Annotated in this window: 22 protein-coding genes and 1 pseudogene; 20 read left to right on the plus strand and 3 right to left on the minus strand. The window is 73.1% G+C overall.

Annotated elements, in window-relative coordinates; genetic code table 11:
• Window positions 1–4: 4 nt before the first annotated feature.
• Window positions 5–322: an L-rhamnose mutarotase gene (locus tag ACIHAD_RS32715; RefSeq protein WP_397358557.1), complete on the minus strand. Its 318-nt coding sequence runs from the start codon at window positions 320–322 to the stop codon at window positions 5–7.
• A 133-nt stretch (window positions 323–455) separates the two neighbouring features.
• On the opposite strand from ACIHAD_RS32715, the gene ACIHAD_RS32720 reads away from it, so the two are divergent.
• The 7 genes from ACIHAD_RS32720 (at window position 456) to ACIHAD_RS32750 (ending at window position 9,127) form a co-directional block, all read left to right on the plus strand.
• Window positions 456–1,493, plus strand: coding sequence for a LacI family DNA-binding transcriptional regulator (locus ACIHAD_RS32720; RefSeq protein ID WP_397358558.1), 1,038 nt, complete (start codon window positions 456–458; stop codon window positions 1,491–1,493).
• Window positions 1,490–2,902: a rhamnulokinase family protein gene (locus tag ACIHAD_RS32725; RefSeq protein WP_397358559.1), complete on the plus strand. Its 1,413-nt coding sequence runs from the start codon at window positions 1,490–1,492 to the stop codon at window positions 2,900–2,902. Before ACIHAD_RS32720 ends, ACIHAD_RS32725 begins: the two co-directional genes overlap by 4 nt.
• Window positions 2,903–3,005: 103 nt before the next feature.
• Complete coding sequence (locus ACIHAD_RS32730) at window positions 3,006–3,296, plus strand: hypothetical protein (RefSeq protein ID WP_357986058.1); 291 nt, start codon at window positions 3,006–3,008, stop codon at window positions 3,294–3,296.
• A 5-nt stretch (window positions 3,297–3,301) separates the two neighbouring features.
• The gene (gene fdh / locus ACIHAD_RS32735; RefSeq protein WP_397358765.1) at window positions 3,302–6,529 is read left to right on the plus strand and encodes a formate dehydrogenase; all 3,228 of its coding nucleotides are present in this window, start codon (window positions 3,302–3,304) and stop codon (window positions 6,527–6,529) included.
• Between the two features lie 63 nt (window positions 6,530–6,592).
• Window positions 6,593–7,372, plus strand: a complete 780-nt coding sequence (locus tag ACIHAD_RS32740) for a 4Fe-4S dicluster domain-containing protein (RefSeq protein ID WP_397358766.1) — start codon at window positions 6,593–6,595, stop codon at window positions 7,370–7,372.
• Complete coding sequence (gene nrfD, locus ACIHAD_RS32745) at window positions 7,369–8,412, plus strand: NrfD/PsrC family molybdoenzyme membrane anchor subunit (RefSeq protein WP_397358560.1); 1,044 nt, start codon at window positions 7,369–7,371, stop codon at window positions 8,410–8,412. Before ACIHAD_RS32740 ends, nrfD begins: the two co-directional genes overlap by 4 nt.
• A gap of 178 nt (window positions 8,413–8,590) precedes the next feature.
• A complete protein-coding gene (locus tag ACIHAD_RS32750; protein WP_397358562.1) occupies window positions 8,591–9,127 on the plus strand; it encodes an NUDIX hydrolase family protein in 537 nt (178 codons plus the stop codon).
• Here ACIHAD_RS32750 and ACIHAD_RS32755 read toward each other — a convergent pair.
• Both ACIHAD_RS32755 and ACIHAD_RS32760 read right to left on the minus strand, forming a co-directional pair.
• A complete protein-coding gene (locus ACIHAD_RS32755; RefSeq protein ID WP_397358563.1) occupies window positions 9,124–9,642 on the minus strand; it encodes a peptidoglycan recognition family protein in 519 nt (172 codons plus the stop codon). The genes ACIHAD_RS32750 and ACIHAD_RS32755 overlap by 4 nt on opposite strands.
• 134 nt (window positions 9,643–9,776) lie before the next feature.
• A complete protein-coding gene (locus tag ACIHAD_RS32760; protein WP_397358564.1) occupies window positions 9,777–10,661 on the minus strand; it encodes a MurR/RpiR family transcriptional regulator in 885 nt (294 codons plus the stop codon).
• An 86-nt stretch (window positions 10,662–10,747) separates the two neighbouring features.
• Here ACIHAD_RS32760 and ACIHAD_RS32765 point away from each other — a divergent pair, with 86 nt between their 5' ends.
• From ACIHAD_RS32765 to ACIHAD_RS32825, 13 genes and pseudogenes are all read left to right on the plus strand, one after another.
• The gene (locus ACIHAD_RS32765; RefSeq protein ID WP_397358565.1) at window positions 10,748–12,295 is read left to right on the plus strand and encodes an ABC transporter substrate-binding protein; all 1,548 of its coding nucleotides are present in this window, start codon (window positions 10,748–10,750) and stop codon (window positions 12,293–12,295) included.
• The gene (locus tag ACIHAD_RS32770; RefSeq protein ID WP_397358566.1) at window positions 12,295–13,263 is read left to right on the plus strand and encodes an ABC transporter permease; all 969 of its coding nucleotides are present in this window, start codon (window positions 12,295–12,297) and stop codon (window positions 13,261–13,263) included. The genes ACIHAD_RS32765 and ACIHAD_RS32770 overlap by 1 nt, the downstream gene beginning before the upstream one ends.
• Window positions 13,260–14,087 carry an ABC transporter permease gene (locus ACIHAD_RS32775; RefSeq protein ID WP_397358567.1) on the plus strand — a complete coding sequence of 276 codons (828 nt, stop codon included), beginning with the start codon at window positions 13,260–13,262 and terminating at the stop codon, window positions 14,085–14,087. Before ACIHAD_RS32770 ends, ACIHAD_RS32775 begins: the two co-directional genes overlap by 4 nt.
• Window positions 14,084–14,983 carry an N-acetylmuramic acid 6-phosphate etherase gene (gene murQ / locus ACIHAD_RS32780; RefSeq protein ID WP_397358568.1) on the plus strand — a complete coding sequence of 300 codons (900 nt, stop codon included), beginning with the start codon at window positions 14,084–14,086 and terminating at the stop codon, window positions 14,981–14,983. The genes ACIHAD_RS32775 and murQ overlap by 4 nt, the downstream gene beginning before the upstream one ends.
• A complete protein-coding gene (locus ACIHAD_RS32785) occupies window positions 14,980–16,158 on the plus strand; it encodes an anhydro-N-acetylmuramic acid kinase (protein WP_397358569.1) in 1,179 nt (392 codons plus the stop codon). Before murQ ends, ACIHAD_RS32785 begins: the two co-directional genes overlap by 4 nt.
• Window positions 16,155–17,225: a serine hydrolase domain-containing protein gene (locus ACIHAD_RS32790; protein ID WP_397358570.1), complete on the plus strand. Its 1,071-nt coding sequence runs from the start codon at window positions 16,155–16,157 to the stop codon at window positions 17,223–17,225. Before ACIHAD_RS32785 ends, ACIHAD_RS32790 begins: the two co-directional genes overlap by 4 nt.
• Complete coding sequence (locus tag ACIHAD_RS32795) at window positions 17,222–18,820, plus strand: ABC transporter ATP-binding protein (protein WP_397358571.1); 1,599 nt, start codon at window positions 17,222–17,224, stop codon at window positions 18,818–18,820. The genes ACIHAD_RS32790 and ACIHAD_RS32795 overlap by 4 nt, the downstream gene beginning before the upstream one ends.
• A gap of 40 nt (window positions 18,821–18,860) precedes the next feature.
• Window positions 18,861–19,295 (plus strand): helix-turn-helix domain-containing protein, encoded by a 435-nt coding sequence (locus ACIHAD_RS32800; protein ID WP_357703354.1) that lies wholly within the window; start codon window positions 18,861–18,863, stop codon window positions 19,293–19,295.
• 92 nt (window positions 19,296–19,387) lie between these two features.
• The gene (locus ACIHAD_RS32805; protein WP_397358573.1) at window positions 19,388–20,062 is read left to right on the plus strand and encodes a sensor domain-containing protein; all 675 of its coding nucleotides are present in this window, start codon (window positions 19,388–19,390) and stop codon (window positions 20,060–20,062) included.
• Window positions 20,063–20,117: 55 nt separating this feature from the next.
• Window positions 20,118–21,146 carry an endonuclease domain-containing protein gene (locus ACIHAD_RS32810; RefSeq protein WP_397358574.1) on the plus strand — a complete coding sequence of 343 codons (1,029 nt, stop codon included), beginning with the start codon at window positions 20,118–20,120 and terminating at the stop codon, window positions 21,144–21,146.
• A gap of 3 nt (window positions 21,147–21,149) precedes the next feature.
• The gene (locus ACIHAD_RS32815; protein WP_397358575.1) at window positions 21,150–21,785 is read left to right on the plus strand and encodes a hypothetical protein; all 636 of its coding nucleotides are present in this window, start codon (window positions 21,150–21,152) and stop codon (window positions 21,783–21,785) included.
• A 1,655-nt stretch (window positions 21,786–23,440) separates the two neighbouring features.
• Window positions 23,441–23,866 (plus strand): annotated as a pseudogene (locus tag ACIHAD_RS32820) (helicase HerA domain-containing protein); the annotation flags it as partial.
• Window positions 23,867–24,233: 367 nt separating this feature from the next.
• The gene (locus tag ACIHAD_RS32825) at window positions 24,234–24,902 is read left to right on the plus strand and encodes an ATP-binding protein (RefSeq protein ID WP_397358775.1); all 669 of its coding nucleotides are present in this window, start codon (window positions 24,234–24,236) and stop codon (window positions 24,900–24,902) included.
• Window positions 24,903–24,955 lie beyond the last annotated feature (53 nt).

The following is a 24,955-nucleotide window of genomic DNA, read 5'->3' on the forward strand; positions in this document are numbered from 1 at the left end:
CCGATCAGTCCAGGTGGAACACTTCGTCCAGCGGCCGCATGCCCTCGTCGGGACGGCCGTCGAGATCTTCGAAGAAGGGCGCCATCTCGGCCTGCCAGCGGGCGTTGACCTCGGTGGCGGCCATCGCCGTCCTGGCCGCCTCGAAGTCGGCGGTCTCCAGGTAGCCCACGAGCAGGCCGTCGTCGCGCAGGAAGAGCGAGTAGTTGTGCCAGCCGGCGCGGCGCAGCGCGTCGAGCATGTCCGGCCAGACGGCCGAGTGGCGTTCGCGGTACTCCGCCAGCCGGTCGGGACGGACCTTGAGCCAGAAGCAGACGCGTCGCACGGTCACCCTCTTCAAAACGTTTTAATACGTCGCGGAGGAAACTACGATCAGATTCGTCGGCTGTCAATGCGTCCTGGGCTCTCAGATGGGCGGTACTGGCGAACATCGCGTTGGTACGTTTTAATGTGGCGCCATGGCCATGGTCAGCATCAAGGACGTCGCCGCCCGCGCCGGCGTCTCCCCCGGCACGGTCTCCAACGTGCTGAACAAACCGGCGAAGGTCGCCACGGCGACCCGCGAACGGGTGGAGGCCGCGATCCGGGAGCTGGGGTTCGTCCGGCACGGTTCGGCCTCGACCCTGCGCGCCGGCCACAGCAGGACGATCGGCCTGAGCGTCATCGACATCGGCAACCCGTTCTTCACCGAGGTCGCCGCCGGGGTCGAGGACGTCGCCAGCGAGCTGGGCTACGCGGTGATCCTCGGCAACTCGGCGGGCTCCCCCGGCAAGGAGGAGCGCAACCTGGGCGTGCTGGCCGAGCAGCGGGTGCGCGGCGTGCTGATCACCCCCTCGGGCGAGGACCCGGCCCGGCTGGACCGGCTGCGCGAGCGCGGCATCAGCGTCGTGCTCGTCGACCATCCGGCCCACCGGCCCGACCAGTGCGCGGTCGCGGTGGACGACGTCGCGGGCGGCCGGGCCGCGGTGGCGCACCTGCTCGCCAGGGGTGGGCACGGCGGCGGGCCCAGCGGTGGGCACGGCGGTGGGCACAGTGTCGCGTACGTGACCGGGCCGCTGACCATCCGGCAGTGCGCCGAGCGGCGGCGGGGCGCGGCGGAGGCGCTGGTGGCGGCCGGGCTGGATCCGGGTTCGCTGCGGGTGGCCGAGGCGGCCGCGATGACCGCCCGCGCGGGTGAGCAGGCCGCGGCCGAGCTGATGGCGGACGGCCTGCCCGAGGCCGTGTTCTGCGCCAACGACCTGCTCGCGCTGGGCGTGCTGCGGGCCCTGTTGCGCGCCGGGGTACGGGTGCCCGACGACGTGGCCCTGATGGGCTACGACGACATCGACTTCGCCGCCGCCTCCGCCGTGTCGCTCAGCTCGATGCGGCAGCCGACGTACCAGCTCGGCCGCATCGCCACCGAGCTGCTGCTGGACGAGTGCGACAACCCGGACGAGCACGCCCACCAGCACATCATGTTCCAGCCCGAACTGGTCGCGAGGGAGTCCACCCAATGAGCCGATTCGCCGCCGTGGACCTGGGCGCCTCCAGCGGCCGGGTGATGGTCGCCGACCTGTCGGACGGGCTCGCCACGTCCGAGGTCCACCGCTTCCCCAACGGCCCGGTCCGCCTGGCCGGCCGCCTCCACTGGGACGTCCTGGGCCTCTACCGGGAGATTCTGACCGGCCTGCGCGCGGCCGGCCCGGTCGGCTCGATCGGGGTCGACTCGTGGGCCGTCGACTACGGCCTGCTCGACGAGGCCGGCGCGCTGCTCGGCAACCCGGTCCACTACCGCGACGACCGTACGCGGGGGGTGGCCGGGCAGGTGGCCGAGACGATCGGGGCCGAGGCGCTGTACGCGGTGTCCGGGCTCCAGGTGCTCCCGTTCAACACCGTCTACCAGCTCCTGGCCGACGACCGGCTGGACGGGGCCGCGACGATGCTGCTCGTGCCCGACCTGATCGGCTACTGGCTGACCGGCGAGCTCGGCGCCGAGGTGACCAACGCCTCGACCACGGGCCTGCTCGACGTGCGCAGCCGGTCGTGGGCGGCGCCGCTGATCGACCGGCTGGGCCTGCCCGGGGGGATCTTCCCGCGGCTGCGGCAGCCCGGCGAGCCGGTCGGCGGGCTGCGCCGCGACGTCGCGGCGGAGATCGGCTTCTCCGCGCCGGTGCGGGCGGTGGCCTCGCACGACACCGCCTCGGCCGTGGCCGCCGTACCGGCCGCCGGGCCCGCCTTCGCCTACATCTCGTGCGGCACCTGGTCGCTGGCCGGGGTGGAGCTGGACGCCCCCGTGCTCACCGAGGCGGGCCGGGCGGCCAACTTCACCAACGAGGCGGGGATCGACGGCACCGTCCGCTACCTGCGCAACGTCATGGGGCTGTGGCTGTTGCAGGAGTGCCTGCGGGCCTGGCCCGGTTCCTCGCTCGACGATCTGCTGGCGGCGGCGGCCCGCGAGCGTCCCTTCGCCGCCGTGGTGGACCCCGACCTGCCCGCGTTCCTGCCGCCGGGCGACATGCCCGCGCGGATCGCGGCCGAGTGCCGCCGCACCGGGCAGCGGCCGCCCTCGACGCCCGGGGGCTTCGTGCGCTGCGTGCTGGAGAGCCTGGCGCTGGGGCACCGGCACGCGATCCGGCAGGCGATGGAGTTGTCGGGCCGCGAGGTCGAGGTGGTGCACCTGGTGGGCGGCGGGTCGCGCAACGAGCTGCTGTGCCGGTTCACGGCCGACGCCTGCGGCCTGCCGGTCGTGGCCGGGCCCGCCGAGGCGACCGCGCTCGGCAACGTCCTGGTGCAGGCGCGGGCGGCCGGGCTGGTCGACGACCTGGCCGGGATGCGCGCCCTGGTGGCCTCCTCGCAGGAGTTGCGCCGGTACGAGCCCTCCGGCGACACCGGCGCCTGGGCGGAGGCCGCCGCCCGCCTGGCCTGACCCCACCTGTCCCCAAAATATGCCTTTGACCTGGCACTTCGGTTTCCTCCTTCCGGCGAGGGGGAGGACGGAGACCAGGGGCACGGGCGCCGGGGGGAACACGATGCCGAGCAAGGAGCGGGTGCTGCGGCTGCTGTCGCAGGGGCTGGACTACGCCGAGATCGCCAGGTTGCTGGGCGTGCCCGCGGGGCGGGCGTACCTGATCGCGACGGGCGTGCCGGCCGACGGGAGCGACGCCGTGGCGCGCCGGCGGGGACGGCCGGGCCTGCTGGCCGGGCGCACCCAGCACCTGGTCAACCCGCGCGAGGTCGGGCCGGTCGAACGCGGCGACGTGCACGCCTGGATGCGTGAGCGGGCCTGGAGCGACCGGCGCATGCGCCAGACGGGCGCGTGAGCGGCATGGGGTTCTCCTGGCCGCTGCTGCGGCAGCTCACCGGCAAGGACAGGCTCGGCCGGGCGGCGGCGGTGAAGTCGCCGCGTACGGGCGAGCACCCGGCCCGTACGGCCGCCGCCGACCGCGTGGTCAAGTCGGTGTGCCCGTACTGCGCGGTGGGCTGCGCCCAGAACGTCTACGTCCGCGACGAGAAGGTCGTGCACATCGAGGGCGACCCCGATTCCCCGATCAGCAGGGGACGGCTGTGCCCGAAGGGGGCCTCCAGCCTCCAGCTCACCACCGGATCGGGCCGGCTGCGCAAGGTGCTCCACCGCCCGCCGGGCGCCGCCGACTGGCGGGAGCTCGACCTGGAGACCGCCATGGACATGGTGGCCGACCGGATCATCGCCACCCGCCGGGCGACCTGGGAGTGGGAGAACAAGGGCCGCCGGGTGGCCCGCACGATGGGCATCGCCAGCCTGGGCGGCGCGACGCTGGACAACGAGGAGAACTACCTCATCAAGAAGCTGCTCACCGCGCTCGGCGTGGTGCAGATCGAGAACCAGGCGCGGGTGTGCCACAGCTCGACCGTGGTGGGGCTCGGCACGTCGTTCGGGCGCGGCGGGGCCACGACGTTCCTGCAGGATCTCCAGCACTCCGACTGCGTGCTGATCCAGGGGTCGAACTTCGCCGAGGCGCACCCGGTCGGGTTCCAGTGGGTGATGGAGGCCAAGGCGCGCGGCGCGGTGGTCATCCACGTGGACCCGCGGTTCACCCGTACCAGCGCGCTGGCCGACCTGCACGTGCCGATCAGGGCGGGCTCGGACGTGGCCTTCCTCGGCGCGATCGTCAACCATGTGCTGGAGAACGAGCTGTTCTTCCGCGACTACGTCCTGCACTACACCAACGCGGCGACCATCCTGCGCGAGGACTACCGCGACGCCGAGGACCTCGACGGCCTGTTCTCCGGCTTCGACGCCGAGAACCGCTGCTACGAGGACGACACCTGGCAGTACGAGGGCATGCACACCATCGCGGCCTCCGGCGAGCGCGACGAGGGCTACGACCGCCCGGCGGGCAGCATGCCGGCCGGCCGCCCCGAGGTGCAGGGAGGCACCGGCGTCCCGCTCGGCGGCGAGCCGCGGCGGGACGAGACGCTGCGGCACCCGCGCTGCGTGCTGCAGGTCCTGCGCCGCCATTTCGCCCGCTACACGCCGGAGATGGTGCAGCGGGTGTGCGGGGTGCCGCCGGAGCTGTTCGCCCAGGTCTGCCGGCACCTGACGGAGAACTCCGGCCCCGAGAAGACCGCCGAGTTCGTCTACGCCGTGGGCTGGACGCAGCACAGCGACGGCGCGCAGTTCATCCGCACGGCCAGCATCCTGCAGCTCCTGCTCGGCAACATCGGCCGCCCCGGCGGCGGCATCCAGTCGCTGCGCGGGCACGCCAGCATCCAGGGCTCCAGCGACATCCCGACGCTGTTCAACCTGCTGCCCGGCTACATCCCGATGCCGCACGCCCACGAGCACGAGAAGCTGCGCGACTTCCTGCGCGCCGACGCGTCCTGCCGCGGCCTCTGGGCGAACATGCCCGCCTACCTGGTGAGCCTGCTCAAGGCGTGGTGGGGGCCGGCCGCGACGCGCGACAACGACTTCCGCTTCGACCACCTGCCACGCCTGACGGGCTCGCACAGCACGTACGACACGGTGCTGGCGCAGCTCGACGGCACCTGCAAGGGCTACCTGCTGCTCGGCGAGAACCCGGCCGTGGGCTCGGCCAACTCCCGGATGCAGCGCCTCGGCATGGCCCAGCTCGACTGGCTGGTGGTGCGCGACCTCAACCTGATCGAGAGCGCCACCTGGTGGAAGGACGGCCCCGAGATCGAGACCGGCGAGCTGACCACGTCCGAGATCGGCACCGAGGTGTTCTTCTTCCCCGCCGCGGCCCACACCGAGAAGAGCGGCAGCTTCACCAACACCAACCGCTGGCTGCAGTGGCACCACCGGGCCGTCGAGCCGGACGGCGACGCGCGCAGCGACCTGTGGTTCATGTACCACCTCGGGCGGATCATCCGGCAGAAGCTGGCCGGTTCCGCCGACCCGATGGACCGGCCCCTGCTCGACCTCACCTGGGACTACCCGGTCGAGGGCGAGACGGCCGAACCGGTCGCCGAGGCGGTGCTCGCCGAGATCAACGGCTGGGACGCCGAGGGCCGCCCGCTCGACGCCTACACCCAGCTCAAGGACGACGGCTCGACGGTGTGCGGCTGCTGGATCTACTGCGGCGTGTACGCCGGCGGCGTCAACCGGGCCGCCCTCCGTAAACCGGCCGCCGAGCAGGACTGGGTGGCCGCCGGGTGGGCGTGGGCGTGGCCGGCCAACCGGCGGGTGCTCTACAACCGGGCCTCGGCCGCGCCCGACGGGCGTCCGTGGAGCGAGCGCAAGAAGCTCGTCTGGTGGGACGAGGGGGCCGGCCGCTGGACCGGGCTCGACGTGCCGGACTTCGAGGTGGACAAGCCGCCGTCCTACCGGCCCGAGCCGGGGGCGCAGGGCCCGGCGGCGTTGTCGGGCACCGACCCGTTCATCATGCAGGCCGACGGCAAGGGCTGGCTGTTCGCGCCCTCGGGCGTGGTGGACGGCCCGCTGCCCAGCCACTACGAGCCCCAGGACTCGCCGGTCGCGAACCCGCTGTACGGGCGGCAGCGCAACCCGGCCCGCAAGCTCTACCGGCACGAGGCCAACCGTTACCAGCCGAGCGGGGAGGAGCCGGGGGCGTCGGTCTACCCGTACGTGGTGACCACGTACCGGCTGACCGAGCACTTCACGGCGGGCGGCATGAGCCGGCACACGCCGTACCTGGCCGAGCTGCAGCCGGAGATGTTCTGCGAGGTCTCGCCCGAGCTGGCCGCCGAGCGCGGGCTCGTGCACGGCGAGTGGGCCACGATCATCACCGCGCGCGGCGCCATCGAGGGCCGCGTGCTGGTCACCGACCGGATGGCCCCGCTGCATCTGGACGGCAGGGTCCTGCACCAGATCGGGCTGCCGTTCCACTTCGGCCCCAACGGGCTGGCCACGGGCGACGCGGCCAACGAGCTGGCGGCCATCTCGCTCGACCCCAACTCCCACATCCAGGAGGTCAAGGCCCTGTCGGCCGACATCCGCCCGGGTCGCAGGCCGCGCGGCCCGGCCCTGCCGGAGCTGGTGCTGGCCTACCGGCGGCGGGCGGGCGTGACCGAGGACACCGGAACGGAGGTGTGAGCCGTGGCCTTCGACCTCGACCGGGCGCCGCTCGACGCCGGGTACGACGACCCGCCCGGGCGCATGGGTTTCTTCACCGACACCAGCATCTGCATCGGGTGCAAGGCGTGCGAGGTGGCCTGCAAGGAGTGGAACGAGGTGCCCGAGGACGGCCTGATGTTCACCGGTATGTCCTACGACAACTCCGTCGGGCTCGGCGCCGACACCTGGCGGCACGTCGCGTTCGTCGAGCAGCGCAAGCCGCTCGGCCATCAGGAGACCGGCGCCCGCGACCTGGACTTCCGCTGGCTGATGGCCTCCGACGTGTGCAAGCACTGCACGCACGCGGCCTGCCTCGACGTCTGCCCGACCGGGTCGTTGTTCCGCACCGAGTACGGCACGGTCGTCGTCCAGGAGGACGTCTGCAACGGCTGCGGCTACTGCGTGCCCGCCTGCCCGTTCGGGGTGATCGGCAGGCGCGAGGAGAGCGGCACGGCCGCCAAGTGCACGATGTGCTACGACCGGCTGGAGGTCGGCCAGGAGCCGGCCTGCGCCAAGACGTGCCCGACGGACTCCATCCAGTTCGGCGAGCTGGACGAGCTGCGCGAGCGCGCCGCCCGCCGCCTGGAGCAGGTGCGCGCGGCGGGCGCGTCCTCGGCCCGCCTGTACGGCCACGACCCCGCCGACGGCGTGGGCGGCACCGGCGCCTTCTTCCTGCTGCTGGACGAGCCGCAGGTGTACGGCCTGCCGCCGGACCCCGTGGTGACCACCGCGGATCTGCCGTCGATGTGGCGGCACGCCGGCGCGGCGGCGCTGGTCCTGCTGGCCGGGATGGCCGCGGCGGCCTGGAGGAGAGGCAGATGAGCAACCGGACCGACGTCCGCCTGGAGGAGGGGCGGATGGGCAACCAGACCGACGTGCGCCTGGACGAGGCGCCCGGCCTGCGCACCGAGCGCGAGGCCACGCCCGGCTCGGCGGGCCGCGGCAGCCGCTCCCTGCGCCCGCCCGAGCCGGACGCGGGAAGCTACTACGGCCTGCCGGTCCTGAACGCCACGCCCTGGAGCGACCGCGACATCGCCGGTTACCTGTTCCTCGGCGGCCTGGCCGGGGCCTCCTCCACGCTGGCCGCCGCTGCCGAGCTGACCGGACGGCCGGCGCTGGCCCGCGCCGCGAAGGTCGCCGCCCTGGGCGCGGTCGGCGGCTCGCTGTACGTGCTGATCCACGACCTGGGCAAGCCGTCGCGCTTCCTCAACATGTTGCGGGTGTTCAAGGTGACCTCGCCGATGAGCGTCGGCACCTGGATCCTGACCGCGTACGGGCCGCAGGCCGGGCTCGCCGCGGCCACCGAGCTGACCGGGCTGTTCCCCCGGCTGGGCCGGGTGGCGACGGTGGGCGCGGGGCTGGCCGGGCCGGCGCTGGCGACCTACACCGCCGCGCTGATCTGCGACACCGCGGTCCCGGCCTGGCACGACGGGTTCAGGGAGATGCCGTTCCTGTTCGCGGGCTCGGCCGCCGCGTCGGCGGGCGGGCTCGGCATGCTGGCCGCGCCGGTCGCGCAGGCGGCCCCGGCCCGGCGGGTGGCGCTGCTGGGCGCGGCTCTGGAGTTCGCCGCGGCCACCCGCATGGAACGCCGCATGGGCCTGACCGCCGAGCCGTTGCGGCGCAGCCGCCTGCTCAAGGCGGGCCAGGCGCTGTCGGTCGCGGGCGCCCTGCTCGGGCAGGGCCTCGGCCGCCGCAGCAGGGTCGCGGCGGCGGCCGCGGGGGCGGCCCTGCTGGCCGGGTCGGTCTGCACCCGGTTCGGGGTCTTCCACGCCGGGACGGCCTCGGCGCGCGACCCCCGGTACACCGTCGAGCCGCAACGACAGCGGCTCGCCAAGTCGAGAGCGGAGCGTGATCTCACATGAGAAGAGTCGCCGAGTACCTGCCGTTCATGGGCATCGTGCTGGTGGTCTGCACGGCGTCCTGGATCGCGGGCAGGAGCAGGCCGGCCAGGCGCGCCTGAGCCGGATGCGGCGGTCCCCTGCGGGGATCGGTCGGTGGGGCTTACGCTGTCAGCGGCGGCTCGGGGCATACGATCGGCAGATGACCGAAAAGACCGAAACCGTGCCTGGATGGCTGGCCCCCGAAGAGCTCGAATCGGTGCGCGGCCAGTTGCCGATCCTCTACATCGACGCCGTGCCGGTGCGGGTGGACGAGACCGGCGTGGTGACCCGCGTGGGCCTGCTGCTGCGGATCGCGGCGGACGGGACGGTCAGCCGGGCGCTGGTGTCGGGGCGGGTGCTGCACCACGAGCGCGTCCGCGACGCGCTGATGCGCCACCTGGAGAAGGACCTCGGGCCCGTGGCCCTTCCCCGCATCCCCATCTCGCCGCAGCCCTTCACCGTCGCGGAGTACTTCCCGACGCCGGGCGTCACGCCGTACCACGATCCGCGCCAGCACGCGGTGTCCCTGGCCTACATCGTGCCCGTGGCCGGTGACTGCCGGCCCCGGCAGGACGCCCTGGACCTGGTCTGGTTCACCCCCGAGGAGGCGGCCTCGCCGGCCGTGCAGCAGGAGATGACCGGCGGCCAGGGAGTGCTGCTCAAGCAGGCGCTGGCCCACGTGGGCCGGCTGGTCTAGGGGCGTTCCGCGCCTCCTTGCACCCAGCGGTAGAGGGGGTCGCCGGGGCAGTCGGTGTCGTAGCCGTCCCGGTGGCCCTTGACCTCCTGGCCCGCGTCGCCGTGCTCGCGCAGGTACTCGATGGCGTCGACGAGGGCGTTGAGCAGGTCGTCGTTCGGCTCGGTGAGGCCGGTGTTGCCGATCAGGGCGAGCACGGCGTAGTGGCCGGAGTTGAGCCCGGGGCCGTTGGCGGCGGGCAGGACGTGCGGACCGCGGCCCATGAAGGTGCGCCGGTGCGGGCAGCACACCATGTTGTAGCCGAGGTCGATGTAGGTCTCGCCGCGCCCGCCGGACATGTGCATGCGCTGGATGTCCCTGACCAGGTCGACGCATTTGTCGTGGTTGTCGGCGTCCGGCAGGTCGGTGGGCACCTTGCCGCCGGTGTAGTGGATCTTGACGCCCTTGGTGGAGGCCAGCCGGGTGTAACTGGTGGTGGGCTTCTTCGCGTGCCAGTCGGCACGGGTGATCAGCTGCATGTGGTGTCTCTCCTGGTAGACGATGCCTCGCCACCAGAATGTCAACTTAAAGTAGCCGTGTCATCACTTTTTGTCACTAGATTCACGTGCCGCCAAAGAAAGACTTCCATGCTGGTCAGGCCCCCCGCACCGGTTCACCCCCGCTTGTGCACCGTACGCTCGTGGACGACCGCGTACGTGTTGCGCAGGGCCGCCATCGACTCGTCGTAACTGGCCGCTGCGACGCCGGTGAACAGGCAGTCGACGACCATGAGCTGGGCGATGCGGCTGCCCAGGGCGCCCGAGCGGAACTGGGTCTCACGGGCGGCCGTCGTCAGCGTCACGTCGGCGGCGGCGGCCAGCGGCGAGTCGCGGAAGTTGGTGATCGCCACCGTGGCCGCGCCCGACCGGCGGGCGATGGCCAGGAACTCGACGGTGTCCACGGTCGCGCCGGTGTGCGAGACCGCGACGGCCACGCAGGTGGCGTCGAGCGTGGCCGCCGACGTCCAGGCCGAGTGGGCGTCGTGCCAGTTGATCGCGGTACGCCCGATGCGTGCGAGCTTCTGCTGCAGGTCCAGGCCGACCAGCGCGCTCGCGCCCACGCCGAAGGTGTCGATCCGGCGCGCGGCCAGCAGCAGCGACACCGACCGGGCCAGGGCGCCCATGTCGAGGGAGCGGGCCGTGTCGGCGATGGACAGCGTCTCGTTGGTCGCGACCTTGGAGACGATGCCCTCCAGGCTGTCGTGGCGGTCGATGTCGCCCGACACCTCCGGCAGGCTCGACGTGGTCAGCTCCTCCCGGGCGGCGGCCCGGGTCAGGTCGATCCTGAAGTCCTTGAAGTGCGCGTATCCCATGCGCTGGTAGAAGCGCACGACCGAGGTGGTGGAGGTCGCGCAGCGGGCGGCCAGCTCGGCGATGGACAGGTTCGCGGCGGCGGCCGGATCGCCGGTGAACATCTCGGCGATGCGCCGCTCCGACGGCCGTAATGCGGGCATGGCGGCACGGATGCGGATCAGCAGGCTTCCGTCGTCCTCGACCATTCGTCATCCATCCGTGTTGAGGAAAATTAGTACACCAGTGGTAGGGTCTGCGTAATTTTATGACCTACTGCTCCTGAGGAGACCACATGCCCCGTGGCGCGCTCTCCGCGATCGGCGCCGCCGCAGTGCTGTCCATCGCCCTGACCTCCTGTTCATCATCTTCCGGGCCCGCGACCAGCACCGGGGCCACGGGCAAGTCCGGCGGCGCCCTGGTCGTCGGCGTGACCTCCGACCCCGACACGCTCTTCCCCTGGAAGGCCACCCAGTTCACGGCCGTGAACGTGTTGCAGAACATCTACGGCACCCTCACCGAGTTCGACAAGGACCTGAACGTGGTGCCGGGCCTGGCCGAGTCGTGGCAGACCTCCGAGGACGGCAAGAAGCTGACCCTCACCCTGCGCAAGGGCGTGACGTTCGGCGACGGCAGCGCGTTCGACTCCAAGGACGTCAAGGCGTCCCTGGACAAGATCATGGACGAGAAGACGGCGGCCGTGGCGCGGGCGTCGCTGGCGTCGGTGAAGTCCGTCGAGGCCCCCGACGAAGGCACGGTGGTGCTGGAGCTGACCGGCCCCGACGCCGCCCTCCCGGCGAACCTGGCCACCGTCAACATGGCGATGCTCTCCTCCGACGACACCGAGGAGAAGCTCAACGCCACCCCCAACGGCACCGGCCCGTTCACGCTGGGCAAGCGCGTCCCGAGCCAGTCGCTGACGCTGGCCAGGAACGACAAGTACTGGGGCGCCGAGAAGCCCAAGGTGGGCAGCGTCGAGTTCCGCGTGATCCCCGACGAGTCGTCCATCGTCTCGGCCATGCAGTCGGGCAACGTGCAGCTCGCGGTCTTCAACGACCCGCTGGTCGCCCAGACCGCCCAGGGCGGCGGGACGATCACCGTCACCAAGACGCCGCAGCTCAGCTACCACACCCTCCAGCTCAACGCGCAGCGCGGCGACCTCAAGGACGTCAACGTGCGCCTGGCGATCCAGTGCGCGATCGACCGCAAGCAGGTGCTCGACACCGCCGCGCTCGGCGAGGGCGAGGTGACCGGGCCGATCACCGCCCCGGCCTTCAAGTCCGACCCGGCCAAGCGCCCCTGCCCGAGCCGCGACCTGGCCAAGGCCGCCGAGTACCTGGGCAAGGCGGGCAAGTCCGGCGGCGTGACGGTCAAGGCCATCGTCTCCCAGGGCGAGTACGCCACCTCCGTCAACGAGGCCCAGAACCTCAAGGCGCAGCTCGCCGAGGCGAAGATCACCCTGGACCTGGAGGTGCTGGAGTCGGGCGCGTTCGTGGACCGCTGGGTGGCGGCCGACTTCGACGCGGCCGTCGCGCTCAACGGCGGGCGTCCCGACCCCGACGGCTCCTACGCCCGCTACTTCACCAGCAAGGGCAACCTGAACAAGGTCGCCGGGTACAGCTCGCCCGAGCTGGACAAGCTGTTCGCCGAGGGCAAGGCCACGACCGACCAGGCCGCCCGCAAGGCGATCTACGAGAAGGTCTCGGCCGAGCTGGAGGCCGACGCGCCCTGGATCTGGCTGTTCACCAGCTACACCTACACCGGCACCACCTCCAACGTGTCCGGGTTCGTACCGATGGTCAGCGGGTCGCTGCAGTACCTGCGCACGACGTCCGTCGCCTGATGCGACGGATCCTCGCCAACCGGGCCGTCCGGCGCGTGGCCTCGACGATCGGCACCCTGTTCGGGGTGGCCGTGTTCGTCTTCGTCATGCTCCGGGCGATCCCCGGCGACCAGATCACCGCGGGGCTCGGCACGGAGGCGGCGGCGCTCACCCCGGCCCAGCGGGCGGCCCTGGAGCAGTACTACGGGCTGGACCAGTCGCCGGTCACGCAGTTCTTCTCCTGGCTGGGCAACATGCTCACCGGCAACTTCGGCTACTCGGCCCGCTCGCAGCAGGGCGTGCTGGAGATGACGCTGCACTCGCTGCCGGTGACGTTCGAGCTGGCGGTGTTCTCGATCGTGCTGGCGCTGCTGGTGGGCGTGCCGCTCGGCATGTTGTCGGCGTCCAGGACGAACTCGCCGCGTGACGCCTTCGGCCAGGTCGTGAGCCTGGCCGGGCTGTCGGTCCCGGCGTTCCTGCTGGCCACGACGCTGCTGTCGATCTTCGCGGCGTCGTTCGGCTTCAACCCCAACGGCCAGGGCTTCGCCACGCTCGCCGACAACCCGCTGCTCAACCTGCAGCAGATGTTCCTGCCCGCGCTCGTGCTCGGGTTCGGCATCGCCGCGCCGATCCTGCGCACCACCCGTACGGCGGTGCTGGAGGTGCGCTCGGAGGACTTCGTGCGCACCGCCCGCGCCAAGGGCGTGCCGCCGCGCCGCCTTCAGGTCAGGCACGTGCTGGGCAACGCGCTGGTGCCGATCGTGACGATGACCGGGCTGCAGTTCGGCTACCTGCTCGGCGGCGCGGTCGTGGTCGAGCAGATCTTCTCCGTGCCCGGCGTGGGCCGGCAGGTGCTGCTCGGCATCCAGCAGAAGGAGTACGCGGTCGTGCAGAGCACGGTCCTGGTCATCGCGCTGGCGTTCGTGCTGGTCAACCTGCTGACCGACATGCTGTACCGGATCATCGACCCGCGGGTGAGGGCGTCGTGACCGCGTTGCGCAGGAGCCCCGCCATGCTGGCGGGCACGATCGTGCTGCTGGTGCTGGCCGTGGTGGCGGCGCTGTCGTACGCCGGGCTGCTCCCCTACGACCCGATCGCCCAGAACCCGCCCGAACGGTTCCTGCCGCCGTCCGGCGCGCACCTGTTCGGCACCGACCAGTTCGGCCGGGACGTCTTCTCCCGGGTGGCGTCCGGCGTCGGCAACTCGGCGCTCATCGCGGTGGTCGCGGTGGCCTTCGCCACCGTGGTCGGCACGCTGGGCGGGCTGGTGTCCGGCTTCTACCGCGGCTTCGCCGACGGCGCCATCGGCGGCGTGACGAACGTGCTGTTCGCCTTCCCGCCGCTGCTGCTCGCGCTCTCGCTGGCCTCGGTGCTGGACCGCAACTGGTTCACGGTCGCCGTCGCCATCGCGATCGTGTACGTCCCCATCTTCATCCGTGTCACGCGCGGCCCCGTGCTCTCCCTCAGGGAGATCGAGTACGTCAAGGCCGCGGTCTCCACCGGCCAGAGCCGCTGGCAGATCATGCTCAGGCACGTGCTGCCCAACATCACCTCGATCATCGTCATCCAGGTGGCTCTGTCGCTGTCGTGGGCGGTGCTGACCGAGGCGTCGCTGAGCTTCCTCGGCCTGGGCACGCCGCCGCCCGCCCCCTCGCTGGGCTCGATGATCTTCGAGGCGCGCAGCCTGGTGTTCATCGCCCCCTGGACGCTGATCGCGCCGGGCGCGGTCGTCGTCCTGCTGGTGGTGGGCCTGAACCTGCTCGGCGACGGCCTGCGTGACACTCTCGACCCCAGAACCCGAGGCAAGCGGTGAACCTCTCAGAACTGACCACGGAATCGGCCGACCCGCGTTTCGCGGGCATCGACACCATGAGCGTGGCCGAGCTCGCCGCGACCATGAACGCGGCCGACGCCACCGTCCCCGGCGCCGTCGCCGCGGCGCTGCCGCAGATCACCGGGGCCATCGAGGCCGCCGCCGAGCTGGTACGGGTGGGCGGCCGGCTGGTCTACGTGGGCGCGGGCACGCCGGGCCGGCTCGGCGTGCTGGACGCCTCCGAATGCCCGCCCACCTTCAGCACGCCGCCCGAGCAGGTGTTCGCCGTCATCGCCGGCGGCGAGCGGGCGATCGTGCACCCGTGCGAGGGCGCCGAGGACGACGCGCCGGCCGGTGCGGCGGCGATCGACGCGGCCGGCATCGGGCCCCTGGACACGGTGGTGGGCATCGCCTCCAGCGGGCGCACGCCGTACGTGCTGGGCGCGGTACGGCGGGCGCGCGAGCGCGGCGCGCTGACCGTGGGCCTGTCCTGCAACCCGGGCACGCCGCTCAGCGGGACCGCCGAGCACGCGATCGAGGTGCTGGTCGGGCCCGAGGTGGTCAGCGGCTCGACCAGGCTCAAGGCGGGCACGGCGCAGAAGCTCGTGCTCAACATGTTCTCGACCATCGTCATGGTCCGGCTCGGCAAGACGTACGGGAACCTGATGGTCGACGTCAAGGCCAGCAACGGCAAGCTCAGGGAACGGGCGATCAGGATCGTGCGGACGATCGCCGGTGTGGACCGCGAGGAGGCGGAACGGGTGCTCGACCAGCACGGTTTCAACGTCAAGCAGGCGGTGCTCGGCGCCCGGCTCGGGCTCGGGCCGCAGGAGGCCGCGGCGCTGCTGGCACGCAGCGAAGGCCGGCTCCGGGTGGCGCTGGGAGAGCCGGCATGAAAGTCCTCGGCATGATCTCCGGCACCTCGCACGACGGCATCGACGTGGCCCTGGTCGACTTCGGCCTCGACGGCGACGTGCTGACCGGCCGCGTGCTGCACACCGCGAGCACCCCCTACCCCGCCGAGCTGCGCGCCCGGCTGGTGGCCGCGCTGCCGCCCGCCCCGGCCACGCTGGCCGAGGTGTGCGTGCTGGACACGCTCATCGGCCAGTGCTTCGCCGAGGCTGCCGCGACGGCGGCCGAGCAGGCGGGCCCGGCCGACCTGATCGTCTCCCACGGCCAGACGGTCTTCCACTGGGTGGAGGGCGCGCACGCGCGCGGCACCCTGCAGATCGGCCAGCCCGCGTGGATCGCCGAGCGCACCGGCTCGCCCGTGCTGTCGGACGTGCGCATCCGCGACATCACCGCGGGCGGGCACGGCGCCCCGCTGGTCTCGGTGCTCGACGACCTGCTGCTGGGCGGCCTGCTGCCGGACGGGCGCGAGGGCGGCGCGGCGGCGCTCAACCTGGGCGGCATCGCCAACATGACCGTCGTCCGCGGCACGGACCTGAGCGCCTACGACATCGGCCCGGCCAACGCCCTCATCGACGCCGTGGTGGCCGGCAGGGGCCTGAACCCGCGCGGCTTCGACGAGGACGGCCGGATCGCGGCCTCGGGGCAGGTGGACGAGCGCCTGCTCGCCGTGCTGCTCGACGAGCCGTACTACCGGCTGGCCGCGCCCAAGAGCACCGGCAAGGAGCTGTTCCACCTGGCCTACGTCGAGGCGGCGACGGCCAGGGCGGGTCGCGAGCCGTCCGGCCCTGACCTGGTGGCGACGCTGACCGAGCTGACGGTCCGCACGGTGGCCGCCGACGTCGCCGCGGCGGGCGTGGACGCGCTCGTCGTCTCCGGCGGCGGCTGCCGCAACCCGGTCATCATGGACGGCCTGCGCGCCGCGCTGCCCGGCGTGCGGGTGTCGCTGTCCGACGAGCTCGGCGCCCCGGCCGACGACAAGGAGGCCATCGCCTTCGCGCTCATCGGCTGGCTGACCGCCCACGGCCTGCCGGGCACGGTCCCCGGCGGCACCGGCGCGCGGGCCGCCCGGGTGCTCGGCACGCTGACGCCGGGCGCGGGCCCGCTCGTCCTGCCCGCCCCGCTGCCCACGCCCCCGCGTTCCCTGGTGCTGCGCCGATGAGCGCCGCCCCCGCCCCCGAACCCGTCCCCGCCGCGCCTCCGGGCGTGGTGCGGGCGGCGCGCACGCCGTGGTTCGACCTGACCGAGTGCACCGGCCACCGCACCGTGCGCCGCACGGACGACGGCGCGCTCGCCGGCCAGGCGCCCATGACCCTGGGCACGTACCACGACCTGGCCTCGGTCACGAAGGTCGTCGCCACCACGACGGCCCTCATCCGCCTGGTCTCCGACCGCCTGGTGGACCTGGACGAGCGGGCGGGGGCGTACCTGCCGGGGGGCTGCCCCGAACAGGTCAGCGTGCGGGACCTGCTGCTGCACCGGGCGGGGTTGTGGGAGTGGTGGCCGATGTACCTGGACGCGCGGGTGCCCGCCCCGCGCTACCCGCCCGGCCGCGAACGGCACTACTCCGACCTGGGCTTCATCCTGCTCGGCCGGGTGGTCGAGACCGTCACCGGCACGTCCCTGGACCGGGCGGTGGCCGAACTGGTCACCGGCCCGCTCGGGCTGGCCCACACCACGTACGCGCGGCCGGCGGGCCCCGAGGTGGCCATGAGCGCCCTGGACGACCGGGTCGAGATGCGCATGCTCGACACCTCCGAGCCGTACCCGGTGCCCTTCCGCAGCGCCGACTTCGCCGGCTGGCGGCGCGAACCCGTGCTCGGGCAGGTCGCCGACGGCAACGCCTACCACGCCTTCGGCGGCGTGTCGGGCCACGCCGGGCTGTTCTCCACCGTCCCGGACCTGCTGCGCCACGCCACCGCGCTGTCCCGCTACGAGGAGCACGACCGGTTGTGGCGGCCCGAGGTGGCCCGCGAGTTCTTCCGGCCCGGCCCCGACCCCGGCCAGGCGCTCGGCTTCCGCACCTACGAGCTCGCCCTGCGCGACGAGACCGTCACCGTGCTCGGGCACCCCGGCTACGTCGGCTGCGCCGTCGGGTTCGTCCCCGGCCGGGACGTCGCGATCGCGCTGGCGAGCAACCGCCTGCTGACGCCGGCCGCGCCGACGCCCACCGACGCCCTCTGGACCGGCCTGCTGCAGGCCATCACCCACCGATCGAGGACCGCATGACCCCGCTCCTGGAGATCCGCGACCTCTCCGTCGCCTTCCGCACCCGCAAGCAGGACGTCACCGTCGTCAAGAACGTCTCCATGGACATCCTGCCGGGGCAGACCGTGGCCGTGGTGGGCGAGTCGGGTTCGGGCAAGTCCACCACGGCCGCCGCGGTCAACCGGCTGCTGCCCGCGGGCGGGCGCATCACGACCGGCCAGGTGCTGTTCGACGGCCGCGACCTGGCCGGGGTGAGCGAGCGCGAGATGACCGCCGTCCGGGGCGCGGGCATCGGCCTGGTGCCCCAGGACCCGATGTCCAACCTCAACCCGCTCATGCGCATCGGCGACCAGATCGCCGAGGCGCTGGAGGTGCACGGCCTGGCCACCGGCAGGACGGCGCGCGGTCGCGTGACCGAGCTGCTGGAGATGGTCGGCATCCCCGACCCGGAGCGGCGGGCCGGGCAGTACCCGCACGAGTTCTCCGGCGGCATGCGGCAGCGGGCGCTCATCGCCATGGGCCTGGCCTGCCGGCCGAAGCTGCTCATCGCCGACGAGCCGACCTCCGCCCTGGACGTGACCGTCCAGCGCCGCATCCTCGACCAGCTCGGGCAGCTCACCGCCGAGATGGGCACGGCCGTCTTCCTCATCACGCACGACCTGGCGCTGGCCGCCGAGCGGGCCGACGTGGTGGCCGTCATGTACCGGGGCGAGATCGTGGAGACCGGCCCGGCGGCCGAGCTGCTGGCCGACCCGCGGCACGAGTACACGCGGCGGCTGCTGAAGGCCGTGCCGAGCCTGTCGTCGGTACGGGTGGCCGAGCCCGCCCCCGAGGAGCCGGCCGAGGACCTGGTCGTGGTGGAGGACCTGCGCAAGGTGTTCCCGCTCAGGGGCGGCGCCGGCGAGTTCACGGCGGTGGACGGGGTCTCCTTCACGATCCCGCGCGGCCGTACCGTCTCGGTGGTGGGCGAGTCGGGCTCGGGCAAGTCGACCACCGCGAACCTGCTGCTCGGCCTGGACGGCATCACCTCCGGCCGGATCCTGTTCGACGGCACCGACCTGACCTCGCTCGGCCGCCGGGAGCTGTTCGCCTTCCGCCGCCGGGTGCAGCCGGTCTTCCAGAACCCGTACGCCTCGCTCGACCCCCGCTACACCGTCGAGAAGTCGATCGCCGAGCCGCTGCGCGTGCACCGCGTGGGCACCCCGGCCGAGCGCGCGAAGACCGTCGCCGAGCTGCTGGAGAAGGTGTCGCTGCCGGCGTCGGTGGCCGAGCGGCTGCCGCACGAGCTGTCCGGCGGCCAGCGCCAGCGGGTGGCCATCGCGCGGGCGCTGGCGCTCTCCCCCGAGCTGGTCGTGCTCGACGAGGCCGTCTCCGCGCTGGACGTGCTGGTCCAGGCCCAGATCCTGGAGCTGCTGGCCGACCTGCAACGCGACCTCGGGCTCAGCTACCTGTTCATCAGCCACGACCTGGCCGTCGTACGGATGATCTCGCACCGAGTGCACGTGATGCAGGCGGGCCGGATCGTGGAGAGCGGCACGGCGGCCGAGATCTTCGACTCGCCGCGGGCCGACTACACCCGCGAGCTGCTCGCCGCCATCCCGGGTCAGGCCGCCTGATGGTAGGTTGGAAATCCGGACCTAGCTGAGCGGAGGGGCCTTGTCCCGCCCGAGACAGTGCTCGATCGCCAACGCGCTGGCCGTCGTGGGCGAGCGGTGGAGCCTGCTGGCGATGCGCGAGATCATGCTCGGGGTGCGCCGCTTCGACCAGATCGCCCGCAACACCGGCGCCAGCCGCGACATCCTCACCGCCCGGCTGCGCAAACTGGTCGAGGTGGGCCTGCTGGAGCGGGTGCCGTACGAGCGGCACCCGCCGCGCCACGAGTACGTCCTCACCGAGGCGGGCCAGGCCCTGCACACGGTCCTGCTCGCCCTGATGGACTGGGGCGACCGGTACGTCACCGAGGGCGAGCCGCCCACCGTGTGGCGGCACTCGTGCGGCGAGCCCCTGGAGCCGCTCACGGTGTGCGCGAGCTGCCGGGAGCCGGTGCGCCCGCAGGAGCTGACCGTGATCCGGGTGGACCAGCCGCGGTAGCCGTTCTCCGGCGCGTGGTAGGGCTGACCCTACCGCGTACCGGCCCGGAGCCAGGATCGATCGGCGGGCGCCAAATCCGTAGCGTCATGGCCATGACAACCCTCCGGCACCGCGTCGCCACCGACACCCGCTACGTCCTGCTCGGCCTGCCCATGGCCACCGCGGCCTTCACCCTCGCCGTGGCCGGCGTCTCGGCCGGGCTCGGCGCGGCGGTCGCGTTCGTGGGGCTGCCCGTCCTGGCCGCCACCGCCGCCTCGGCCCGCCACTTCGCCGACCTGGAGCGCGCCGCGCTGCCCGGCGTGCTCGGCCACCCGATCTCCCGCCCCCGCTACGCGCAGACCCCCGCGGGGGCGGGTCTGTTCCGCCGCATGATGAACCCGCTGGCCTCCGGCCAGGCGGCGCTGGACCTGCTGCACGCGATCATCACCTTCCCGGTCTCGCTGGCCGCCGCCGTCGTGAGCGCGGTGTGGTGGGCGGGCGCCGTGCTCGGGCTGACCTTCCCGGTCTACGGCTGGGCGATCGCCGCGATCCCCGGCGTGGACGGCGGCCTGCCCGCGCTGCTCGGCCTCGGCACCGGGACCGTGCCGTTCGTGGTGTTCAACACGGCGGTCGGCCTGCTGTTCGCGCTCACGCTGGTCCCAGTGCTGCGCTCGGCCGCCCTGGTGAAGGCGAGCGTCTCCCAGGCCTTCCTGACCCGCGCCCACGTCCCTTCCCTGGAGAGCCGGTCCCTGGAGACCGCGTCCGCGGCCTGGGTGACAGCCCGATAGGGACGGGCTACCCTCCCAAGTGCCGAAGTCTCCGATCTTGTGAGGGCGGGAAGCCGTGCCGTCGTGGGCAGAGCTGCCGATCGGCCAGGTGGTACGGCTCGACGCCGACCCCGACGCCGTGGCACTGGCCCTCGATCCCCTGCCGGACGACGCCCCGGCCGTCGTCACCTACTTCGCCGCCGAGGAACGTTCCGTCGCCGACCTGGCCGCCTCCGTCCTGCGTGAGCTGGACAAGGCGGCCATCGCGCTGTTCCCGGCCTGGTTGCCGGGCGCCGAGGGCATCGAGGGCCCGTCCGGGGTGAACGTGGCCGCGGTCCAGGCGCTGGCCCGGGGCAGGGCCTCGGTCACCGGCCACTTCGGGCCGTTCCTCGCCGAACTGGCCCGGCGGGCGCTGACGGGCGGGCTCAGCGGGCTGGCGCCGGAGGTCCGGGCGGCGGGGCTGGTCAGGGTGCTGGCCGACAGCTTCGGCCGGGCCCGGCTGGCGGTCCTGGTACGGGTTCCGGACGGGCTCGGCACGGCGGCACGGGACGTGCTGGTCGCCGGGTGCGAGTGGCTGGCGCACCGGGGCAGGGCAGGCGTCTGGCTGGCGGGCGCGCCCCTGGACGACGACCGCGTGCGGACGATCCCCGCACCGCTCCCCGCACCCCTCGGCGGCGTCCCGGAGGACATCCCGCCCGCCGTCCCGCTTCCCGGTACGGCCGATCGGGCGCCCGCCGTCGCGTACCCGCCGGTGGCGGGCAGGCCGCATCCGGGCAGCGCGAGCGAGCAGGCGCTGGAGGCCGCCCTGTCCTCGCGGACGTGGGCCGGGGGACGGGCCTGGAACCAGACGTACCGGCCGGGCCCGCTGGCCGTCCCGATCCGGGTGGACCTGCTCTGGGAGAGGGAACGCTGCGTCGTGGAGATCGACGGCCCCGACCACCGGGCTCCGGCCAAGTTCGCCGCGGACCGGCAGCGGGACGTGCTGCTGCAACTCGACGGTTACGCCGTGCTGCGCTTCTCCGATGGTCAAGTATTGACTGACATGGACACCGTGGTCCGTCAGATCGGCCAGTTTCTGCGGAACCGCCGCAGAGCGGAAGGATGAGATATGCCAGACAAAGGGCTGTCGCTGCCCGAGTTCACTGCCCTGCTGGTGCTGGCCGTCGAAGCCCGCGAGATCTCCAACAGCGAGCTCAAGGAGCACTACAAGCTGACCATCGACGGGCAGCGGCGGCTGAGGCTCAACGACCTGAAGTTAGTCGAGAGCCGGCAGCCCAGGCGCGGGCGCGCCTTCGTGCACGTGCTGACCGACTCCGGATGGGCCAGGCTCGCCGACGACCTGCGGACCGGGACGATCCCGCCCCAGACCGGCTCGTCGGGGGCCATCGCGCGGGCCCTGCTCGAATGGCTGCCCCGGTTCATGCGGCGGACCGACCAGCGGCTGTCGGAGATCTTCCAGCCCGAGCCGGACGCGCCTGCCGCCGGTCCGGAGTCCCGCATCCGTGCCGCGTACGCCGAGCTGGCCGCCGGGCCGGGTTCGTGGGTGAGCCTGACCCCGCTGCGGCGGCTGCTGCCCGGCGTGCCGAAGGCGGAGGTGGACGAGGCACTCGTCCTGATGGAACGCCTCCCGGACGTGAACCTCGTCCCGGAGTCGAACCAGAAGACGCTCACGCCCGAGGACCGCGAAGCGGCGGTGATCATAGGCGGGCAGGACAAGCATCTGCTGTGGATCGGCGAGCTGTGAGCGGCGGCACCGCGGACCTGGCCGCGCTGACGTTCAACTACACCGAGGGCGCCGACGACGTCTGGCGCCGCTCCCCCTTCCACATCGAGGGCCTGCACGGCGCGTCGACGAAGGTCCTCCTCGGCGGCCTGGCCGAGGCCGCCCACCGGCCTGAGGCCAGTCCCATCGGCGTCGTCGTGCAGGGCCAGCGCGGCACCGGCAAGACCCACCTGCTCGGCTGGCTGCGCGAACGTGCCCAGCGCGAGGGCGGCTACTTCGTCCTGGTCGGCCTGCTGGACGCCAAGGGGTTCTGGGAGAGCGTCGTGGTCTCCCTCCTGGACAGCCTCTCCCGGCCCCGCCAGGACGGGCAGACACAGCTCACCGTGCTCCTGGACCGCCTGGCCATCATGGCGGGGCTGTCCCGCATGGCACGCCGCTCGGTCACCGGCAAGCGCGGCCTCACCAGGGACGAGCTGGACGCCTTCGTCACCGCCTTCCGCCGGGTCGGGGGCCAGGTCGGCCGCGACAGCCAGGACGCCGCGCGGGCCCTGGTCCTGCTGGCGGGCGAGGATCCGGGCCTGCAGGACCTGGGTGAGGCGTACCTGTCGTCGGCGCCGGAGGGCGAGCCGGGCGAGCGGGCCCGGTGGGGCATCCGCGGGCTCGGCCGGACACCGCAGGAGATCGTCAGGGACCTCTCGCGCCTGATGGCCCTCACCGGCCCCACGATCGTCGCCGTGGACCAGATCGACCCGCTCGTCGCCCAGTCACGGGTCTCGACCGCCGGCGGCGCCGAGCACGACCCGGCCGAGCAGCTCATGATCGAGCGCATCGCGGGCGGACTGATGGCGTTGCGCGAGGTCGCCCGCCGGACCCTGACGGTCGTGACGTGCATCCCCGCCACGTGGGCGCTCATCGAACGGGTGGCGGTCGACACCGTGCGCGACCGCTTCCGCCAGGCGGTCCAGCTCATGACCATCCCCGACGCGGCCACCGCCCGCACCCTGGTCGCCACGCGCTTCGAGGTGCAGTACGGCGAGGCGGGCATCAAGCCGCCGTACCCGACCTGGCCGGTCCGGCCGGAGGCGTTCGAGCAGGCGCCCGGGTTCACCCCGCGGGAGCTGCTCATCCGGATCGACCGGCATGTCCACGCCTGCCTGCTGGACGGCGAGGTCAGGGAGCTGACCGGGTTCGCGGCGGAGCCCGCGCCGCGTCCCCGGCCGCCCGCGCCCACGGCCGACCTCGGCGCGCTCGACGCCCGCTTCGCCGAACTGCTGGAGGCCGCGCAGGCTCCGGTGATCGACCAGGGCAGCGAGGACACCGCGATGCCGGCGCTGCTGGCCGCCGGTCTGCACGCGTGGATCGCCGAGCAGGGTGAGGCCGGCCGGGCCTTCAGCGTGGACCCGCCGCCGAGCGCCAAGCCTCCGCTGCACGCCCGGCTGCGCCGCACGCTCGACGAGAGCAGGGAGGACGAGGTCCACTGGGCCTTCCGCGCGGTCAGCGCCGGGCACGGGAACGCGGCGCTGAACCGCGTCCGCAAGGCGTGCGTGGCGGCCGGGCTGGACGCGGAGGTGCCCAAGCGGCGGCTGTTCCTGCTGCGCAACACCCCCTGGTCGCAGGGGCCGGCGACGCGGGAGACGATCACGGCGTTCGAGCGGGCGGGCGGCAGGACGCTGCGGATGAGCCGGCAGGACCTGGTGATCCTCGCCGCGCTCCGGGCCCTGGTCTCGGCGAGCCCGCCGGATCTGGCCGCCTGGCTCGCCGCGCGGCGGCCGACGTCCGGGATCGGCTTCCTCACCGAGGCTCTGTCCGACGTGTGGAGCGTTCCCGCCGCGCCGGGCGCCGCCGTACCGGCCCCCGAGGTCCCTGTGGAGGCGACGGGCCAGGGCGGCGGTGACCGGGATCGGTCCCTGACCATCGGCCGGCGGATCGCGGACGGCGCGCCGGTGGGGATCGCGCTGGAGGCGCTGCGCAAGCACACAGCGATCTTCGCCGGTTCGGGCTCGGGCAAGACCGTGCTGATCAGGCGGCTGGTCGAGGAGTGCGCGCTGCGCGGCGTCTCCTCCATCGTGCTGGACCCGAACAACGACCTGGCCAGGCTGGACGAGCCGTGGCCCGAGCCGCCGCGCGCATGGGAGGAGGGGGACGCGCGCCGCGCCGAAGAGTATCTGGCGGCCACCGACGTGACCGTCTGGACGCCGGGACGGACGGGCGGGCGGCCACTGAGCTTCCAGCCGCTGCCCGACCTGGCGAGCCTGGCCGGCGATCCCGACGAGTTCGCCGAGGCGGTCGAGGCGGCGGTCGCGTTCATCGTGCCCCGGGTCAGGCTGGACGCCAACACCGACAAGGCGTTGCGCGGGCAGGCCGTGCTCAGGCGGGCCCTGGCCGCCTACGGAGGCGGCGGCGCGACCAGCCTGAGGGGTTTCGCGGCGTTCCTGGCCGACCTGCCGGACGGCGTCAGCGAGCTGGCCAGTGCCCAGCGCATCGCGGCCGACCCTGTCCCAGTCGCTGACCGCGGCCATGGACAACGACCCGCTGTTCGGCGGGGCGGGCGAACCGGTCGATCCCGGATTGCTGGTGACGCCGCCCCCGGGCAGGCGGGCCCGCGTCTCGGTGATCAGCCTGGCCGGGCTGCCGGGCCTGGAGCAGCGGCAGAGCTTCGTCAGCCGGCTGCAGATGGAGTTGTTCGTCTGGTTCAAGCGGCACCCTGCCCAGGGCCGTCCGCTGGGCGCGCTGTTCGTCATGGACGAGGCGCAGACGTTCGCGCCGGCGGCGGGAGGCGCGTCGGTCTCCACCCGCAGCACGGTGATGCTCGCCTCCCAGGCCCGCAAGTACGGCCTGGGCCTCGTCTTCGCCACGCAGGCGCCCAAGGGGCTGCACAACCAGATCCCCGGCAACTGCGCCACCCAGTTCTTCGGCCTGCTGAACGCCCCGATCCAGATCGGCGCGGCCAGGGAGATGGCCCAGTTCAAGGGCGGCGGCGACGTGCCGGACATCTCCCGGCTGGGCTCGGGCGAGTTCTACGTGGCCGGCGAGGGCGGCGGGTTCGCCAAGGCGCGCGTGCCCATGTGCCTGACGCACCACCCGAAGGCGCCGCTCACCACGGAGGAGGTCGTCGCCAGGAGCCGCAGGCACACCTGATCGCCGCGGTCCCGGCCGGGGAAGGGCCCCGGCCGGGTCAGGGGCGGGGTGGG

Origin of the sequence: Nonomuraea sp. NPDC052265 (genome assembly GCF_044547985.1) — a bacterium.
Lineage (GTDB): Bacteria > Actinomycetota > Actinomycetes > Streptosporangiales > Streptosporangiaceae > Nonomuraea.